The sequence below is a fragment of the Sulfurimonas gotlandica GD1 genome, from assembly GCF_000242915.1.
GTDB lineage: Bacteria > Campylobacterota > Campylobacteria > Campylobacterales > Sulfurimonadaceae > Sulfurimonas > Sulfurimonas gotlandica.
The window spans coordinates 395059-414096 of the sequence record NZ_AFRZ01000001.1; the positions used below are offsets into that span (position 1 = coordinate 395059).

A 19038-nucleotide genomic window follows, 5' to 3' on the forward strand; every position below is an offset into this window, starting at 1 on the left:
AATATAATGAAAAATAAAATAATCTACCATTTATCACATATTGACTTAGATGGCTATAGCTGTCAGTTAGTTATGAGATATACTCCATATAAAATATTTAATTATAATGCTAACTATGGAGCAGAAGTTAAACAGAAATTAGAATTAATATTAGAGAATATAAACAAAAGTAACTCTAGTGCTACTATTTTAATTACTGACTTGAATCTTACATTTGATGAATCAAGATGGCTTAACAATGAAGTTAAGATGATGAATGAAAATAAAAAAGATATAACTCTGACTCTTTTAGATCATCATGGAAGCGGTGAAGACAGTGCAAATAAATATGAGTGGTACTTCCTTGACACCTCTAGATGTGCTACTAAAATAACTTATGACTATGCACTAGAGCATTTTGAACTTGATGAGCCTACTTGGATGAACAAATTTGTAAATGTTGTTAATGCAGTTGATTTATGGAAACAAGATGAAGTAGAAAACTTTGAGTATGGAAAAGTTTGTATGCGACTTGTGACTGAGACAAGAGAACTTAACAAAGTTATGTTTGCAGATGTTGATAACAACTACAAAATCTCACTGCTATTAGAAGCTACAAAATATATTAACGAAGAGAATGCTCCAATAGTTCTAGATGAAAAAATTCACCTTATTAAAAAAGAATTCTTTCGAGAAGATAAAAATGACACTCTCGATAATTTAGCTACTAAATATATTGTAAAACTATTAGGTGATGCAAGAGATGAAAAGACTATCTACTACAAAGGCTATAGAGGCTTTTTAAGTTATGGTGTTGGAAACACTTCTATAATCGGCAATGGTTTTTTACTTGCCTATCCAGAGTATGATTTCATCGTTGATGTAAGTTACCGTGGGACTATGAGCCTCAGAGCCAACAACAAAGTAAGTGTTTCTCAAATCTCAAAAGAGTGGTCAAATGGTGGTGGACATCCAAATTCTGCCGGTGGAAGAATCATAGGCTTTAAAGAACAATATCGTTATGATAAAGTTAAAAAACAGATAGAGAAAATCATCAATGAGAAAGAATCTGTTGCCGGTGATTTAGAGTATAAAAAAGAAGAATACTAACAAGATAAATATACCTCTGACCTCTGCTTCGCTCAGAAGCAAGCTTTAGTAGCCCGAGCGGCTGAAGCGATCATATATGGACTTGTTCATATATGAATTAAATAATCAATTCTTAGCGAAATATCTCTCAATACCATTTGCCAAACCCAAAGCCATAGTTTTTCTATATTTATCATCTACTAATCTTTTTGCTTCTTCTGGGTGAGAAATAAAACCAACTTCCACTAAAACTGCTGGCATCTGAGCACCTACAAGAACCCAAAAAGGACCTTCTCGAACTCCACCGTCTCTTACTCTATAGTTTTTATTTACCGAACCCAACATTCCTCTTTGCAAATCTATAGCAAGTTTGTTTGAAGCAACTATCTTATGGCTATTTAAAAAATTTAAAAAAGTGTCTTTACCATACCTGTTCATATCACTTAAATCTGCTGAATTTTCTTTAGCAGCAACTTTTTCTGCACGTTCCGAACGAGATGGAGATAAAAAATAACACTCGACACCTTGAGCCTTATTTGCATTTTTTCTACCTACCGCATTTGCATGAATACTCACAAATATATCTGCTTTTTTAATATTAGCGTATTCTGTTCTATTACTAAGCTTTACAAACTTATCTCTGTCTCTAGTCATATAAACTTTATAGCCTCTCGATTTTAAAATATTTTTTAACTCTTGCGCTATTTTAAATACTACAACTTTTTCTCTATAGTTTCTATAACCCACTGCCCCTGGATCTTTTCCACCATGTCCCGCATCTATAACAATTGTTTTATTTCTATCAGCTCTTAATGGTATTGTTGATTTAACTATTGTCTTAAAAGCTTTTGAATACTTATCACTTGATTTTGAGAGCATATGCACAACTAACTGATTAGAATCTTTTTTAAAACTTATCTCTACTTTTTGAGAGTTCTCTACTACAAGCCTAAGAGTATTCGTATTATATTGAGCTAATTCAATTCTATCTATATCGTTTTTTCTAAGAGTTTGAGACTCCGTAAGCATAGAAGCTTGAATATCAAATATATATCTGTATCTTTCATTTTTAGAGTCATAAAGTGTAAAGTAGTTGATTTGATTGCTTCTTAATTTATTGTCAAATTTCAAAATAAGCTTATCATCTTTCCATCTAACTGATTTTAGTTTATGTGAAGATTGTAGTTTAATATTTTTGGCTTGAGAAGATGTTTTCATTGGTTTTGGTACTGGGGTTTGATAAGAAGTTTTTGGTTTTATTTTTGATAGTTCATCTGAGTATTGGGAGACATCTATATGAAGTTTATTTCCACTCTTAACAATACCCTTTAAAGAATTAATCCTAAGCTTACTGTCTTCAGACATAATAGCACGCAGATATAGATTTTTATAGTCATTATACGCGCGAAAATGATTCGACTTAGAGGTACTTTTCATAAAGCCATCGGCTCGTTTTAAAATCTCACTATCACTTTGTGCATAAATAGAGATAGCAAGAATAAGAAGCAGACTAAGAAGACGGACCATTCTGTCTCTATTCGCCTTGTGTAAGTTTCTCTATCAACTCTTTAACTGAGATAATCTCATTTAACCTGTAACCATTCGTTCCTGAGAAAAATAGGCCTGTCTCAGTATTTCCTAAAAATGCATCACTAAGTCTATCAGCTATACAAAAGCCAACTTCTTTCGCTTCTTCACCACGATTACATGGAGCTACACAGTTTGAAATACATTTAATAGCTGGGCCTTCTCTTTTTTCAATTAAGTGAGTAAGATTAGTAACCACACCTTGAGCTGGATATCCAACAGGAGAAGCCATAAGTTTTATATCTTCTTTTTTAGCATTTAGTAGAACATTTTTAAGGTTTATATGCGCGTCACATTCATGTGTACCGATAAAACGAGTTCCCATTTGAACACCAGATGCACCAAGAGATAGCATCTCTTCTATGTCATTTTTATCCCAAACACCACCAGCTGCGATTACAGGAATATTGCCCCAAGTTGCCGCTTCTTCTACTACTGGACCTACAATGTTTTCTAATTGGTTCTCAGGTAGTTTACACTGCTCGTACGTAAAACCTTGATGTCCACCACTTTTAGGGCCTTCAACTATTACAGCATCTGGAATTCTGTTGTATCTCTTTTGCCATCTTTTACAGATAATTTTAAGAGCTTTTGCAGATGAAACAATAGGAACAAGCGCTACATCAGGAAAACCTTCAGTAAATTCTGGCATATTTGTCGGAAGTCCAGCACCTGTGATAATAATATTTGCACCTGCTTCACAGGCATCTTTTACAACACGACCATAATCATTCATAGCGTATAAGATATTTGCAGCTAATGGTTTGTCACCACATATTTTTCTAGCATTTGCAAATATTTTGTGTAGAGCTTGGGGTGAGTAAAAGTTTGCTTCACTTAGAGGTCTGTCTGCAACTAATTTCTTTGAGTATGTCTTATCTTCATAGTAACCGGTACCTACGGCACTTATAACACCTAATCCACCCTCTTTCGATACATTGCCAGCTAATTGATCCCAACTGATACCAACACCCATACCACCTTGAACTATAGGCTTTTCTACTACATATTTTCCAATTTTTAATGACTCAAAACTCATCTAATTAACCTTTAATTTTGCAAACTTTCTTTTTCCAACTTGAAGTATATACTCCCCCGTCGAAAGTTGTAACTGTATATCCGAGATTTTTTCTTGGTTTATTTTAACAGCACCTTGCTTAATATCTCTTCTTGCCTGTGAAGTAGATGGCTCAATGTTACAATCTACTAAGGCTTGAGCAATCCAAATCTCTCCATCGCAACTAAATTCTTCTATTTCTGTTGGAATTTGACTTTTAGCATGTACTTTTTCAAACTCTTCTTTTGCATTTTGGGCAAGCTCATCATTGTGAAATCTAGCAGTAATTTCAATTGCTAAATTTTCTTTTACTTTTTTAGGGTGAAGAGATCCATCTTCTACACCACTTTTAATAGTTGCGATTTCTTCTAAAGATTTTGTACTTAGGAGTTCGTAAAATCTCCACATTAAATCATCTGAAATACTAAGGACTTTTCCAAACATATCATTTGGCTCATCAGTTACACCAATGTAATTATTCAAAGACTTACTCATCTTTTGAACACCATCAAGACCCTCTAAAATAGGCATCATTAAAACTGCTTGTTGTTTTTTTACATCGTAAGTTTTTTGAAGCTGTCTTCCCATAAGAAGATTGAACTTTTGGTCAGTTCCACCAATTTCTACATCACTCTTAAGATGAACACTGTCATAACCTTGAAGCAGTGGATACATAAATTCACTAACTGCAATAGGAGTATTTGACGTGAATCTTTTTGAAAAATCATCACGTTCTAGCATTCTTGCAACAGTGAGAGTAGAAGCTAATTCTAGCATACCAGCAGCACCAAGTGGTTCTAACCAATCCTTGTTGTAAACTATCTCTGTTTTACTCTCATCTAAAATTTTAAAAGCTTGTGTTGTATAACTTACAATATTTTTTTCAATATCTTCTTGGCTTAAAACTTTACGAGTTGCACTTTTACCAGTTGGATCACCAATAGTTGCTGTAAAATTACCTATAAGAAACTGTACTCTAGCTCCATATTTTTGAAATGTTGCAAGCTTTTGTAAAAGTACCGTATGACCCAGGTGTAAATCTGGTGCAGTTGGATCAAAACCAGCCTTTACAGTATATGTTTTTCCCTCTTCAAAATACGCTTTTAATAACTTTTCAATTCTTTCATTATCAATTATTTCAGCACTGCCTCTATCTATTTCTCTTAAAGCTTCTTGTAACATATATCTTTTCCTAATTTTTTTTAATTTCTATCGATATGCATCATCAGTTCGTATGAGATGTATAACTTTTATTTTTTGCTCCATTTTAGTGCGAAGCAAGTTAATATCTGAATCTTTAGATTCAAATCCAAGCTCACAAAAGCGTGATGATTCACTTTTGTTCTTTCCTAGTTCTATAGAGTTTATATCTATATTTAGTTTTACTAAAAAGTTTAAAAAATCTGCCAAAGTTCCTTTTCCACTATGAAGAGAAACTATTACATTATAGTTGTAAACATTTTGCTTTTCCCATCTAACAAAAAGCATAGGCTCGTTTGCATCTAGTTTTTTACTAGCAGTTTTACACATTTTATGGTGAATATGTGCTTTGCCTTTTTCTAAAAACGCAACTATTTCATCACCTGATTTTGGATGACAGCAGTAATCAAAAACAATATCACTAACATTTAAAGTACTATATATTTCTAGGCCTCTTATGCTATATGGCTTTAACTTAAATCTATGACGAGACAAAAATCTCTTAAATCTAGAGTTCTGGCTTATCTCTATTGTATACCTATGGATTACATCACGTAAATGTTCTATATCAGAAGGTATAGATGCTACCTTTTCACAATTGTGTTTATCAAACCAGTCTACAACTCTAGAGTGGTTTAAATTCATCGCAGTAGCTACAATGTTTACACTGGATCTGGAATCTATGTCTCTGACTCTAGCGTTACAATTTAATCTCATATTTGTTTTTGCTTTAGATGTCTTTACAGCATCTATCCAAGAACATCGTGTAACAATCGTATCTGCAACATTGATCTTAACAATATCGCCATTGTGAAGCTCACTTAAAAGTGGAGTTTTCACTTTGTTTACGAGTGCGGATTTTGCTGTATTACCAACTGCTGTATGAACAATGTAAGCAAAATCCAGAACAACTGCACCACGAGGAAGAGTAAAAGCCTCTCCTCTTGGAGAAAAAACAACTATATCTTCAGAGTAAAGATCATTTTTAATAAGAGCATAAAAATCTTCTACAGATTCATTTTGATAGCCCAAGTTATGTAACCAATCAAGCTTAATGTTGTTTCCGCCACTTTTGTATTTCCAGTGTGCAGCAACCCCTAGTTCTGCAGTTTTATGCATATCAAAAGTTCTGATTTGTACTTCAAATATTGCTGTATGATAAAAAACTGTAGTATGAATAGTCTGATATCCGTTATCTTTTGCAACTGCTATGTAATCTTTAAATCTTGAAGAGAGTGGCTGGAAATGTAAATGAATCAGACCTAAGATATTGTAACATTTTACAGGATCAGTAGTTAATATTCTTATGGCTAAAAGGTCTAAAACCTCATCTATAGAAACACCTTTTCTCTGCATCTTTAAGTAGATAGAATAGCGGTGCTTTACACGTGAGAGTATCTCAAAATCATCTTCACAAAAACCATTTTTAGATAAAAGTTTATGAATTGACTCTTTAAACTCTTCTAACTTCATCTCTATTGCATGGTAGTTTGTATCAAGATAGTTATCTATGTGATGTTTCTCTTCTTTAAAAAGATATGAAAAGCTCAAATCTTCTAATATGTTTTTCAAAAAAGAGATACCTAAACGGTGGGCAATAGGAGCATAAACAACAAGCGTTTCTTCAGCTATTCTTATCTGTTTATGATCAGGAAGAGCATCAAGAGTAAGCATGTTATGAAGTCTGTCACAAAGTTTTACAACTAAAACTCTTACATCTTCAATACTTGCAAGTAGCATTTTTCTAAATGATAATGCTGATACAACAAGTCTTTCATTAGAGCTTGAAGGAATTAATTCTATATCCCTGATACTGTCAATTTTTGTCAATCCCGCAACTAAATGAGAGACATCTAAACCAAAAAGTTCCGTAATTTTTTCAATAGAAACATCTGTATCTTCTACGACATCATGGAGAAGTGCAGCAATAGCCATAGATTCATCATTTGTAATAGATGACACTATACTTGCTACTAAAATCGGATGGATTATATAGGGTTGGCCACTCTTTCTAAACTGCTCTATATGTGCTGTTTTAGAATATTCAAGTGCTTCGCGAAGCTTATCACTTGGAGTGATCTGCGAAAAGAGGTACTCTTGTGCTGAGTCAACATCATGTATATGTTTAACTTTCTCGATATCTACTTGACGAAGACTCAACTTAACTTACTTCTCTAAATCTGCAAAACCCTTAATTTTTATAAGGCCTTGTGCAATCTCCATTAAAGCTAAATCTGCCGCTTTAATGCTTTTTGGATCAATATTTAACTTGCTAGTTGCACCATTTAAAAGTTCATCACTTCTTTTTGCTACTGCTAATGCCAACTGATAACGATCCATATTCGGGTTTTCATCTAAAACTTTTGCTGTTAATTCTTCAACTTTCATTACTTATATCCTTAATTTTATTACTATCTTACTATTGAGCAATTTGCCATATTGCCGTTTAATATATCTAATAGATTGCCTTTTTTAGACATATCACAAACAATAATAGGTAACTTATTGTCTTTTGCCAAAGCAATAGATGTATCATCCATAACCTTGATGTGGTCTGTAAGTGCTTGCTCATAAGTTAGCTCTGGTATTTTCACAGCATCACTGTATTTTTCTGGGTCTTTATCGTAAACACCATCAACTTTAGTTGCTTTGATTATAACCTCAGCACCTATCTCTACAGCTCTAAGAGTTGCAGCTGTATCTGTTGTAAAGAAAGGATTGCCTGTTCCTGCCGCAAAAATAACAACACGGCCTTTTTCTAAATGACGAACGGCACGACGATTGATATACGGCTCTGCAATCTGTTCCATTTTTATAGCTGTTTGCATTCTAACCTGAAGTCCTGCATGTTCACAAGCTTCTTGCATAGCAATTCCATTAATAACGGTTGCTAGCATTCCCATGTAATCACCAGAAGTTCTTTTAATAATTCCATCTTTAGCAGCTGATACACCACGGATGATATTTCCACCACCAATAACAATACCGACTTCGATGCCGGCATTTACCAGTGACTTTATCTCTTGAGAGATATAGTTTAATATCTGTGTGTCAATCCCATGACCTGCTTCACCTGCAAGAGCTTCACCTGAAAACTTAACCAATACCCGTTTGTTAGCCATGAAATTCCTTTATATCTAAATCCGCGAATTATATTCAAAACTGTCTTTGATATTGCTTTGAGAAAATTCATCTATTTAATAATTACTAATTTATACCACCATATTCTCAAATTTTTTGTCTATTTCTTTAAGTAATTCATCTATTTTACTGTTAAAACCTGCGTCTATGCTTGTTTGAATCGGTATATAAAACATACTGCTTTTTTCTAGTTTTGTATTACTGTCATCTTGGGCGATCGAAATATACCCTATTTTTCTGATGGCTGATTCGACTATGTCTTTTTTATCTTTTCCTCTAATAAATACAAATTTATTATGTCCATAATATGCTGCAAATACTCCATTTTCATCGAAGACGTTTTTCTCATTTTTTAATACTTTTGCAATATTTTCATCAACATGATTTCTTACTTCTCTGCCATGCCATTTTGTCATTTTCTCTATATTTTCAATTCTTAGTAAATCTATTATCAACGTTCTTGAATTACTCAGACGATACTCTATTTCTGCAGTCATGGCGTAAATATTTGGCAGACCTGTCTTTACATTTATATTGATTAGTTCTTCTTCTTCAGTTATATCGGTAAAAGAGATTATATATCTGTTCTCATTAGGAACTTTTTTATGTTTTAGAAGATATACCTTTTCTACAAGGTTTATTTTCATTATAACCTTGTGCAGTTCATCTTTTTGGGCTTCTAAAAGCTCAATTAATTCAATATTACTATTTACATCTACATAGCCCTTATGTGATTCAAACAACGATGAAATATTGTGTATCTCTTGATAAAGTAGTTCTTGACTCTCATATCCTGCCATACTTAAAAACTGCTCATTAACCTGCGTAACTACCCCATTATCTATCACTACAATTCCATGCTCAATCATGTCAACTATAGTTTTTGTTTGTAACATGTTTTTTAATATCTCTTCTTGAAGAAGTTGATTTTGCTTCTTGTTATATATATATTCACTTATCTTATATAAAACAAGTAAAAACTTTTTATTATTAAATGGTTTTAAAACAAATTTATCAACTCCATTATCTATAAGTTCCATGAGATAATCTGGCTCGTTATATGCAGAAGTGATGATAACTTTTTGCTCTTCATTTATCTCTTTAATGGCATGAACCATCTCTATACCATTCATCTTTGGCATATTAATATCGCTGATGACAATATCATAATGACCTGTTTTATAGAGCTGTAGCCCCTCTTCACCATTATCAGCTAAAACTATAGTTGGAAAAAAACGGCCTAAAAAATCATGTATCTCATGTTGAATAGCTTTATCGTCTTCAACATACAAAACTCTTATATCTGCTGCATACTCTTTTAGTTTACTTATAGTAATCATTTTTCCTCCTATAAAATCTTTATATGCATCTTAGCATAATGAAATTTGTACGTATATTATGTTATCATTTATAACATTTTACATTAAAATAATAATATTTGCTTATCTAGGTTACTAAGGAGGAGAATCTACATGAAAAAACTCGATACATCATCCCTTCGCAAAAGTGTTACCTTCTCCATAGTTATTACTATGTTTATTCTTATAGTTGTAATAGTAGCAATAACAAATTTTATTTATGAGGACAGGGATAAAGATTACGAAAGAAAGCACTCCCTTCAAGTTCATAGAAGTATAGATCAAACTATACACCATTATGTTAAAGAGTACGTATACATAAATAAACGTATTATTCAGACAACTAAACTGGCAACACTTTTAGAAAAAAAAGATCGTGAATCAATTTACAAACTTTTAAAACCTAAGTGGGATTTAATGCGTGAAGAAGAGAGTGCTCTTAAAACCATGCATATTCATCTTAAAGACGGTCACTCTTTTTTAAGAATGCACATGCCAAACATCTACGGTGATGAACTCACTCATATAAGACCTATAATAAAAGAGATTCATACTTCACATAAAGAGATATCTGGTTTTGAAACAGGTACACACAACTCACTCTATAGAATTATTACACCTATATTTGATAACAAAAACGAATACATAGGTGCTTTAGAAATTGGTTTAAGCCTTAACTTCATAATAAATGAGTTAAAAGATATCAATGGTGTTGATGGACTTGTATTCATTAAAAATGACAAATTATCCCTTCCTAAAAACATTAAGAATAAACTGTTAAATGGGTATGAGATACAATCTACTCCACATGGAAATCTCGACTTGATATATAAATCACTAAAAACTTTAGATTTTAAAAGACAAGATGTAACTGTATCAACTGCAAATAATGACTATAAAGTGCATATTTTCTCATTAAATGATTTTGAAAATAAACCAAAAATAAAAATTCTAATTTTTCACGATATTCTCAAATCTTTTACAGATGAAGATTACTTGTTGATTATTCAACTGTCGTTTATTTTAATATCACTTGCTATTTTGGTATGGTTTATTTACACCAGAATTAAATCATATGAAAATCGTGTAACAGAGATTTACAGAAAACAAATTTTAAAGATTCACGAGAGTCAGCATCTACTTGCGAAATCACAAAAGATTACTCATATAGGAAGTTGGAAACTAAATATAGCCTCAAATAAACTAATCTGGTCAGATGAGATTTATAATATCTTTGAGATAGATCCTAAAAAATTCGGTGCTACCTATGAAGATTTTTTAAATGCTATCCATCCGGATGACCGAAAGGCTGTAAACTCAAAATATTTAGAATCTTTGGAAAACAAAACACCCTATTCTCTTGAGCATCGCCTTCTAATGAAAGACGGGCGAATAAAATTTGTAAAAGAGAGATGTGAGACTACCTTTGATGAACTAGGTAATGCTTTAGTGTCTATTGGAACTATAGAAGACATTACTAAACAAAAAGAGCTTCAAAACGAGATAGAGTTTAACCGCGACTACCTTCAAAACATTATAGATGCCCTTCCTAATATCGTTATCGTGACAGACGGTGAAAAGATAAAAAGAGCTAACCGTACTATGCTTAACTTTACAGGATATGAGACACTCGACGAGTTCAAAAAGGATCATGACTGCATCTGTGATTATTTCATAAAAGAAGAAAACACTCTTATGCCTTTTGTTGATGAGCTTACTTGGCTTGCTTATATCTTTGCAAATCCAAACCAAACACATGAAGCTTCAATGATGCGCGATGGAAAAATTCATCGCTTTATTGTTCAGGCAAAAGACTTACCCGTAAATGACTCGACTTATGAAAAAAACATTAGTGTTGTTACTTTTGCTGATGTAACGGAGATTGAAGTTATCAGGAACAAACTAAACAATAGCAATAAAGTTCTTTTGGAAAATGAAGAAAAACTAAGAGCCATAACAGACTCTGCTCTGGATGCAATTATAATGCTAGATAATGATGGTAAGTTTATATTTTGGAATCCTAAAGCTAAAGCAATACTTGGCTATGAAGAAGATGAACTCTTAGGAAAAGATTTCCACAAAATTGTTGCTCCAAAAGCCTTTCATGAAGCAGCTAAAAAAGGATATGCAAAATTTGCAAAAACTGGAGAGGGGGATGCCCTTGGCAAGATTTTGGAACTCTCAGCTATTAAAAAAGGCGGTCATGAGTTTCCTGTCTCACTTCTACTAAATGGTGTTCAAATAGATGGGAAGTGGCACGGAGTAGGATTTATGCGTGACCTCTCTGAGACAAAAAAAATGCAGAACGAGATCAAACAAAAAGATGAGATAATGCTAGCTCAGTCACGCCAAGCAGCAATGGGTGATATGATTAGTATGATAGCTCATCAGTGGCGTCAACCAATAACAGCCATAAGCATGGGAGCACAAAACATGCAGCTTGATATTGAGCTAGAAGACGTTGATTATGAGAGGTTTAACGACAAACTTTCCAAGATAGTGGAGCAAACATCTTTCTTATCAAAAACTATAGATGACTTTAGAAATTTTTTAAAACCTAACAAAAAAGCAGACATTTGTATGCTTTCAAAATTAGTAGAAGGCACTCTTGGACTTATTGGGAAAAGTCTAGAAAACAATAATATAACTCTTAATAAATCATTCAAAAATGATATTGAGTTTATTACTTACTATAGTGAAGTCATACAGGTACTGCTTAATATTATAAACAATTCAAAAGATATCATACTTTTAAAAAATATGAGTAATGGGACTATAGATATAAGAACAGACGCAGATGAAGAAAATGTTTATATAGAGATTTGCGACAATGCGGGTGGCATTGCCCAAGACGTACTGCCTAGGATATTTGAACCATATTACACGACAAAAGATGAAAAAGGCGGTACAGGGCTGGGTCTTTATATGTCACAGATGATTGTAGAAAAGCATCTAAAAGGTACAATAGTTGCAGAAAATATTAATGGCGGAGCCTGTTTCAAACTATCTCTTCCAATAAAGAGCAACGATGGAAAGTAAAATGGTTGATTTAAAAAAGCTTAAAGATTATACAAAGGATATGAGAGTTCTTTATGTAGAAGACGACTTAACAGTTCAAACAGAAATGTCCGAATTTTTAAAGAGATTCTTTCCTACGGTAGTTTTGGCAAACAATGGAAAAGAAGGCTTAGAAGCTTATAAAGAAGGTAACTATGATCTAATCATCAGTGACATAAACATGCCTGTTATGAACGGTATAGAGATGTCTAAGACTATCTTAGGAGAGGATCAAAACCAATCAATAGTAATCATCTCTGCTTATAATGATTCAGAATACCTTTTGGATTTGATTAACTTAGGAATAGAATATTTTGTACTAAAACCAGTTGGTTTGAAGCAATTGACAAAAATAATATACAGAGTTGCCCAAGCTCACAATAATAAAAAACTTGCTCATCTCTATCATGAATCTATCAAAAAACAAAATATTGAACTAGAGAAGAGTCTTGAAGAAAAGAGCCAAATAATAAATACTCAAATATATAGAGACTCTCTTACAGGCTTAGATAACCTATGTGCTTTTATGTACAACACAAACAATCATAAGCATCTAGAGTTTACCGTACTTATGCTCCTAGATGTAGACAACCTCCAACACATCAATGACCTTTATGGAACTAAAACCGGAAATCAGGTTCTAATCAGCTTTTCAAAACTCATAAAAGAGTTTTCAGAAGAATATTATTATGAGCTTTACCATACATCAGGTGACCAGTTCGTCCTTCTAGATCAGGTGGCTTATATAGATACTGAAAAGTATGAGATAGAGTTTGATATTTTACTAAACAGGATTAAAGAGTTCACATTTTTCATAGATGATTTTAAAAAAGAGATTAGCGTCAATGCAACTATTGGTATGTCTCTAGGATTGGAACATCCCCTAAAACATGCTGATATGGCTCTAAAAAATGCAAAAGACAACAACAAGACCTACGCTGTATACAACACTCTAATTGATACGACAAAAGAGATGCAAGAAAAAATGGAGTGGAGACACAAGATAACAGATGCACTTGAAAACAATCGAATTGTTCCTGTATACCAGCCAATAGTTGACAGAGATGCAAATGTTATAAAATACGAATCTCTAATGCGGATTTTAGAGATAGTAGACAATCAAGAAATACTGATATCACCTGATAAGTTTTTGAAGATATCATTAGAGACAAAACAATACAGTCTCATCTCTGCAATGATGATTTACAAAGTACTTGATTTTTTGCAAACAAATGAGCATACTATCTCTATTAATCTGACCTATTCCGACATTACAAACAAAAGCTTTATGGAGAGCCTTTATAAAAGGATCTCAAAAGAAAACTTAGGGAATAGACTTATAGTTGAGATTACTGAAAATGAAAGTGTACAAGACTATAAACTTCTAAAAAAAAGTATTGAAAGATTTCGTAGTCTAGGCGTTAAAATCGCCATTGATGACTTTGGAAGCGGCTATTCTAACTTTAGTCAGATTTTAGAGATTCACCCTGAGTATATAAAAATAGACGGAACTCTAATTGAAAATATAGACATTGATTCACACGCTTTTATCTTAACAAAAGCGATAGTTACATTTTTTAATGAACTTGGGATAAAGGTGATAGCAGAATATGTACACAGTGAAAAGATTCACGAAATACTGCAGGAGTTTAATATAGATGAATTTCAAGGCTACTATTTCTCTGAACCACTCAGAGAAATATAATTTCCTTTAACTCTCATATATTGAGATAAATGAAGATATCTCAGAAAAAACAACTGCTCTGTTTTGCTCTTTTTCATCTAAGATCTTTTCTAGCATCAAAGCTATATTCTCATCCATATTCTCAACCAGTGTTCTTATATTTTCAAGTTTTTCATTTTTAAGAACATTTGTAAATCTATCATAAGCCGAATATGCTTCTCTTTTTGTAAGAGCATAAAAAAGTCTACGACCTATCTCAAATAGTTCAAACTCTTCATTTTTACCGGTATATGTCTTATCGTTAAAACCAAAATCTATATCTATTCCTTTATCTCTTAGATAAGCTCCTAACTTCATCATAAAACCGATAGATGCAGGAGTATATTGTTTTAAGACTCTAGTGTGAAACTGCTCAAAATTTTCATCTGCTTTCTTGTGTTTTTTATACTCTAGCATCAAAGTCTCAACATAGAAGTGTGCGTACTTCAAAGGAGTAGATTTAAGCACTGTATATCCTTCTACTCCCTCACTCACAAGCTGTCCGCCTAAAGATATGTTCACACCGCCGACAGCTTCACCATCTACCTTTGTTTTACATCCTTCAAATCCTATATCTCCAAGACCATGGATGCCACAACCTTTAACACAGGCAGACCAGTACATTCTAACTCTACCTTTTTCAAGAGGTACTTTCTCATCCAAATATGTAGCCATATTGATAGCATCATTTTTATTCTCAATTACACCAAATGGACAGTGCTGGGTTCCTGCACAAGCTATAAGGTGGTTAAAGTATGGAGAATTTACACTTTTGTATTTTTCAAAGAACTCTTCGCTCAGTAGAGTATTAACATCTTTGACACCTAAGATATATAGACTCTGTTCCATATCAAAACGTATCTCTTTATTTCCGTAAGTCTCACTAAGGTTCGCAACCTCTATCATTCCACTACCTGTAAAAACACCTGAAGGCACGACAACATGAACTGCAAAAGAGCCATCACGAAGTTGAACTTTCCCCTGATCTGGATCATTGAAATCCATCTTTGTCATAGTCTCACCGGCTCTTGCAAAATCAATTCCAGCATTTTCACGGATAGCACTTGATATCTCGTCCATTCCCACTACATCTATAAGAAAGTGAAGTCTGTTTTTGTTTCTGTTATCTCTAAAACCAAATCTTTTAAATAAATCAGTAATTGACTCAAAAGCTTTAACTACCTCATCCTCATTTGCTAAAAATATATCTGCACTCTTTGCAATCTTACCGACCTTTCCGCCAAGGTACATGTTATAACCGTAACAACCATCCTTTTGAGCCAGTACAAAACAGCAGTCATGTCCAAAAACATTACATCTGTTTGATAGTGAACCAGTTATAGAAGTATTGAACTTTCTAGGTAGAGTTGATATCCACTCAGGAGAATATAGAAAAGTCTTTTGAAGTTTTAAAAGCAGCTCATAAGATGGCAGAACATTGTCAAACCCTAGAGCATCCAGTGGATCTGTCATGATATTTCTAAAGTTATCAACTCCTGTCTGGTAAGAATCAATTCCAACATTTTTAAGTCTTTGAAGTATTGTTGGGATATCTTTAATGTCCAGATATCTAAGCTCACATTGGCTTCTTGTAGTAAGGTCTATATAGTCTTGTCCGTAAGCAAGCGCACACTCACCAATCTCTCTTGCTTGAGTTGAGTTTAAATATCCTCCGGGAATACGAAGCTTTATCATAAACATCTGGGGTGTAGCTGGTCTGTCATAGATGCCAAAACACTTTAAAAAGTATTTTTTGTCTTCATCTGGAATAGAATCATAACCATTTTTTGCATACTCCCCAAGCTTGTCAAAAGCATCTTGAGGATTTTTAAGTTCTTTAACTTCTTCAATTTTATTTAGTTTTTTACTTCTAGCTTCATAAGCTTTTTGAAGAGAATCCATATTAAAGCTCCAATATTATTTATATACATAATATTAGCTACTTATTAAACACTACTATACAGTTTTATGATTAGTTTTTATACAACTCTTTCTTTTTCTTTGATTGAAATACCTTCATAAGCACTCTTCACATGTTCTATCTCACCTACTATTTCTCTCTCTTGAAACTCCAGTCCCTGAGGAACTTTTTTAGAGTGCAGTTGTATGGCTGTCTGCTTAAAGTTTGGCTCGCCAGACTTTGGACAGAAGCTCTCATTTGTCAGAGCATTTACGAGTTGAGTATTAAAGTGAAAAGGAACAAATACATTACCGGATGCTACACTGTTTGTTACTCTAACTACAACACCTTCTACTCTCCCTCTGGCACTTGAGAGTGAAATTCTATCTCCGCTTTTTACTTCTAATTTTCTTGCATCTTTGGGATTGACATCTACCCATGCTTCAGGAGCAAGATTATCAAGTATCTCAATTGAGCGTGTTTTTGTACGAGTATGCCACTGCTCAACCGTGCGGCCTGTATTTAAGATAAGAGGGAATTCACTACAAATAGGTTCAGCCATAGGAAACCAATCTGCGCATATTAGATTTGCTTTTTTATCAGGAGTTCTAAATGGTATGTCACTAGAGTAGAGTCTCTTAGTACCTAGTGGTCTATCTTCATTACAAGGCCACTGAATACCACCATGCTCTTCCATCAACTCATAAGTCATACCAGAGTAGTCACAGAGCTGTCCGCGAGTAATCTCTTTAAACTCATTAAACGCGTCTAGAGGTTTTTTCCAGTGATTAAAGAGAAGCTCATGAACACCGTGAAAATATTTTGAAAAATCAACTATGATATCAAAATCACTTTTTGTATTACCCAAAGGTTCTACTGCTTTGTTTGCACGGTTACATCTACGCTCTGAGTTTGTATATGTTCCCTCTTTTTCTCCCCATGTAGCAGCTGCGAAAACGACATCTGCTATCTCTGCAGTATCTGACATAAAGGCATCTTGGACTACAAGCAAGTCGAGTTTTGCAAGAGTTTTACGAAGTTTTTCTTGATTTACAAAACTCACAAGCGGATTAGTAGCGACTACCCAGAGTGCTTTTATCTCACCTCTGTCTATGGCGTCTATTATCTCTGCATATTTATATCCACGCTCTAATGGAACAATCTCCACTGGTACATTTACTATAGCTGCGTACTCTTTTAGAGCTGCTTTATCACCAAAGTTTCTATATCCAGGGAGTGAAGATGTAAAACCGCTCTCTCTTGTCCCCATAGCATTACACTGTCCTGTAATGGAAAAAGGCCCAGCACCCTCTTTTCCTATCTGAGCTGTCAGTAGATGCAGGTTTACTATTGCACTAACCGTATCCGTTCCCATAAAAGACTGGTTAACACCCATAGTCCAAGCTGTTAAAACTGAATCTCCAGATGCAAACTGACGAGCTAATTCATAAAGAGTCTTAACATCTATACCCGTGATATTTACCACCTCTTGCGGAGGATAGTTTTGAAGATGTTTTTTTAGCTCTTTATAGCCATTTGTATTTGCTTTTATATAAGCTTCATCTTCCCAACCCTGCTCCATAATGATATAAGCCAGACCATTGAAAAGTGCCAAGTCAGTTCTTGGTTTTAGAGGTACAAATATATCAGCCATTTGAGCAGTTTTAGAGCTCCGTGGATCTATCACTATTATCTTAGGATGATTTTTGTTTTTAGCTATATGAAGTTTGAGTATAGGATGATTATCTGAGATATTTGCGCCGACAAGTATGATAGTATTTGCTTTTTCAAAATCTTCATAAGAGCCTACCGGACCATCAGAACCTAAAGACTGTTTATACCCCATAACGGCAGATGACATGCACAGAGTTGTATTTCCGTCATAGTTGTTAGTTTTTAAGCCAAGTTGAACAAACTTACCAAGAGTGTAGAACTCTTCTGTTAGAAGTTGTCCCGTAGAGATAACACCAACAGCTTTTTCTCCATGCTCTTTTGCGATGCGTTTAAATTCATCTGCAACTTTTTTATACGAATCTTCCCATGAAGCATAAACAAGCTCTCCGTTCTTTTTGATAAGCGGAGTTGTGACTCTCTCAGGAGAGTTAATAAGCTGGTGCTCACTCAAACCCTTTGGACAGAGTGTACCTTTATTTACAAAGTGTTTTGGGTTGCCTTTAGTATATACAGCTCTGCCATCTTTTACACCGATGTAAAGGCCACATCCCACTCCACAGTAACCACAAGTTGAAAAGACCCACTTATCTGGTTTTTTCTCATCACTAATCATTCCAAAGAGAGGATCATTTGAGAGTTTATATTTCTCTGCTTTTATATCAAAACCTAAAAAATCTTTTAATTTATTTATCATATTGACTCTTTATATTTAATTGCTATAATTTTAGCGCAAATAACAGATATGGGAACTTTTAATAGCCCATTTATTAATCAATTAGGAGTTTACATTGAGAAAAATTATTTATATACTTAGTATTATGCTTTTTACAACTGCTCATGCTTATAATATGGAAGACTTTGAGTTTTACACAGAGGCCTGTAAAAGAAATGATTATGTAAGCTGTTCTCATTTAGCCATCATATATGAAGAAAATATCATCGTCAAACAAGATATGAAAAAAGCATTTAATCTTTACTCAAAAGCTTGTGGAGGGGACTATGCCTTTGCCTGTCATAATGTAGCTGTAACTTACTCAAAAAGTAACAATCAGGCACTTAAAGATATAGCTCTAAAGTTTTATGATAAGGCTTGTGATGGTGGTTATACTGAATCATGTATACATCTTGGACGACTTCATAGAGATTCTCATACACTAAATAGGGACTATAAAAAAGCTAAAGAGTATTTTGCAAAAGCTTGTGAGGGAAACAATCGTCTAGGTTGTAAAGAAGAAAGGATTCTTGAAGAGTCTGGATATTAACTTATATACAC

13 protein-coding genes are annotated in these 19038 nt (G+C 33.7%); 4 read left to right on the plus strand and 9 right to left on the minus strand.

Annotation, left to right across the window (positions count from 1 at the left end; genetic code table 11):
* Positions 1-6 precede the first annotated feature (6 nt).
* Positions 7-1089, plus strand: a complete 1083-nt coding sequence (locus SMGD1_RS01915) for a DHH family phosphoesterase (protein WP_008340107.1) — start codon at positions 7-9, stop codon at positions 1087-1089.
* A gap of 105 nt (positions 1090-1194) precedes the next feature.
* Here the strand turns inward: SMGD1_RS01915 and SMGD1_RS01920 are convergent, their stop codons facing one another.
* From SMGD1_RS01920 to SMGD1_RS01950, 7 genes are all read right to left on the minus strand, one after another.
* Complete coding sequence (locus tag SMGD1_RS01920) at positions 1195-2595, minus strand: N-acetylmuramoyl-L-alanine amidase (RefSeq protein WP_008340087.1); 1401 nt, start codon at positions 2593-2595, stop codon at positions 1195-1197.
* Positions 2596-2602: 7 nt separating this feature from the next.
* Positions 2603-3694, minus strand: coding sequence for a nitronate monooxygenase (locus SMGD1_RS01925; protein ID WP_008340474.1), 1092 nt, complete (start codon positions 3692-3694; stop codon positions 2603-2605).
* Positions 3695-4894: a tyrosine--tRNA ligase gene (gene tyrS, locus SMGD1_RS01930; protein WP_008340047.1), complete on the minus strand. Its 1200-nt coding sequence runs from the start codon at positions 4892-4894 to the stop codon at positions 3695-3697.
* Between the two features lie 27 nt (positions 4895-4921).
* Positions 4922-7072: a RelA/SpoT family protein gene (locus tag SMGD1_RS01935; RefSeq protein ID WP_008340074.1), complete on the minus strand. Its 2151-nt coding sequence runs from the start codon at positions 7070-7072 to the stop codon at positions 4922-4924.
* Positions 7073-7078: 6 nt separating this feature from the next.
* On the minus strand, positions 7079-7300 hold the full coding sequence (locus tag SMGD1_RS01940; protein ID WP_008339921.1) for a DNA-directed RNA polymerase subunit omega: 222 nt from the start codon (positions 7298-7300) through the stop codon (positions 7079-7081).
* A gap of 23 nt (positions 7301-7323) precedes the next feature.
* Positions 7324-8034 carry a UMP kinase gene (pyrH, locus tag SMGD1_RS01945; protein ID WP_008339969.1) on the minus strand — a complete coding sequence of 237 codons (711 nt, stop codon included), beginning with the start codon at positions 8032-8034 and terminating at the stop codon, positions 7324-7326.
* A 90-nt stretch (positions 8035-8124) separates the two neighbouring features.
* Positions 8125-9393, minus strand: a complete 1269-nt coding sequence (locus SMGD1_RS01950) for a response regulator (protein ID WP_008339925.1) — start codon at positions 9391-9393, stop codon at positions 8125-8127.
* Between the two features lie 132 nt (positions 9394-9525).
* Between SMGD1_RS01950 and SMGD1_RS01955 the strand changes: the two genes are divergently transcribed.
* Positions 9526-12450, plus strand: a complete 2925-nt coding sequence (locus tag SMGD1_RS01955) for a PAS domain S-box protein (protein WP_008339962.1) — start codon at positions 9526-9528, stop codon at positions 12448-12450.
* A complete protein-coding gene (locus tag SMGD1_RS01960) occupies positions 12440-14173 on the plus strand; it encodes an EAL domain-containing response regulator (RefSeq protein ID WP_008340049.1) in 1734 nt (577 codons plus the stop codon). The genes SMGD1_RS01955 and SMGD1_RS01960 overlap by 11 nt, the downstream gene beginning before the upstream one ends.
* A 6-nt stretch (positions 14174-14179) precedes the next feature.
* Here SMGD1_RS01960 and SMGD1_RS01965 read toward each other — a convergent pair whose 3' ends face one another.
* Positions 14180-16093 (minus strand): ferredoxin--nitrite reductase, encoded by a 1914-nt coding sequence (locus SMGD1_RS01965; RefSeq protein WP_008339916.1) that lies wholly within the window; start codon positions 16091-16093, stop codon positions 14180-14182.
* Positions 16094-16170: 77 nt separating this feature from the next.
* The gene (locus SMGD1_RS01970) at positions 16171-18459 is read right to left on the minus strand and encodes a molybdopterin oxidoreductase family protein (RefSeq protein WP_008339996.1); all 2289 of its coding nucleotides are present in this window, start codon (positions 18457-18459) and stop codon (positions 16171-16173) included.
* Between the two features lie 94 nt (positions 18460-18553).
* On the opposite strand from SMGD1_RS01970, the gene SMGD1_RS01975 reads away from it, so the two are divergent.
* Entirely contained in the window at positions 18554-19027 is a 474-nt protein-coding gene (locus tag SMGD1_RS01975; RefSeq protein ID WP_008340052.1) for a tetratricopeptide repeat protein, read from the plus strand.
* Positions 19028-19038 lie beyond the last annotated feature (11 nt).

Coding starts and splice junctions, on each gene's coding strand:
- SMGD1_RS01915 (WP_008340107.1), top strand. CDS start 7: ATGAAAAATAAAATAATCTACCATTTATCACATATTGACTTAGATGGC.
- SMGD1_RS01920 (WP_008340087.1), bottom strand. CDS start 2,595: ATGGTCCGTCTTCTTAGTCTGCTTCTTATTCTTGCTATCTCTATTTAT.
- SMGD1_RS01925 (WP_008340474.1), bottom strand. CDS start 3,694: ATGAGTTTTGAGTCATTAAAAATTGGAAAATATGTAGTAGAAAAGCCT.
- tyrS (WP_008340047.1), bottom strand. CDS start 4,894: ATGTTACAAGAAGCTTTAAGAGAAATAGATAGAGGCAGTGCTGAAATA.
- SMGD1_RS01940 (WP_008339921.1), bottom strand. CDS start 7,300: ATGAAAGTTGAAGAATTAACAGCAAAAGTTTTAGATGAAAACCCGAAT.
- pyrH (WP_008339969.1), bottom strand. CDS start 8,034: ATGGCTAACAAACGGGTATTGGTTAAGTTTTCAGGTGAAGCTCTTGCA.
- SMGD1_RS01950 (WP_008339925.1), bottom strand. CDS start 9,393: ATGATTACTATAAGTAAACTAAAAGAGTATGCAGCAGATATAAGAGTT.
- SMGD1_RS01955 (WP_008339962.1), top strand. CDS start 9,526: ATGAAAAAACTCGATACATCATCCCTTCGCAAAAGTGTTACCTTCTCC.
- SMGD1_RS01960 (WP_008340049.1), top strand. CDS start 12,440: ATGGAAAGTAAAATGGTTGATTTAAAAAAGCTTAAAGATTATACAAAG.
- SMGD1_RS01965 (WP_008339916.1), bottom strand. CDS start 16,093: ATGGATTCTCTTCAAAAAGCTTATGAAGCTAGAAGTAAAAAACTAAAT.
- SMGD1_RS01970 (WP_008339996.1), bottom strand. CDS start 18,459: ATGATAAATAAATTAAAAGATTTTTTAGGTTTTGATATAAAAGCAGAG.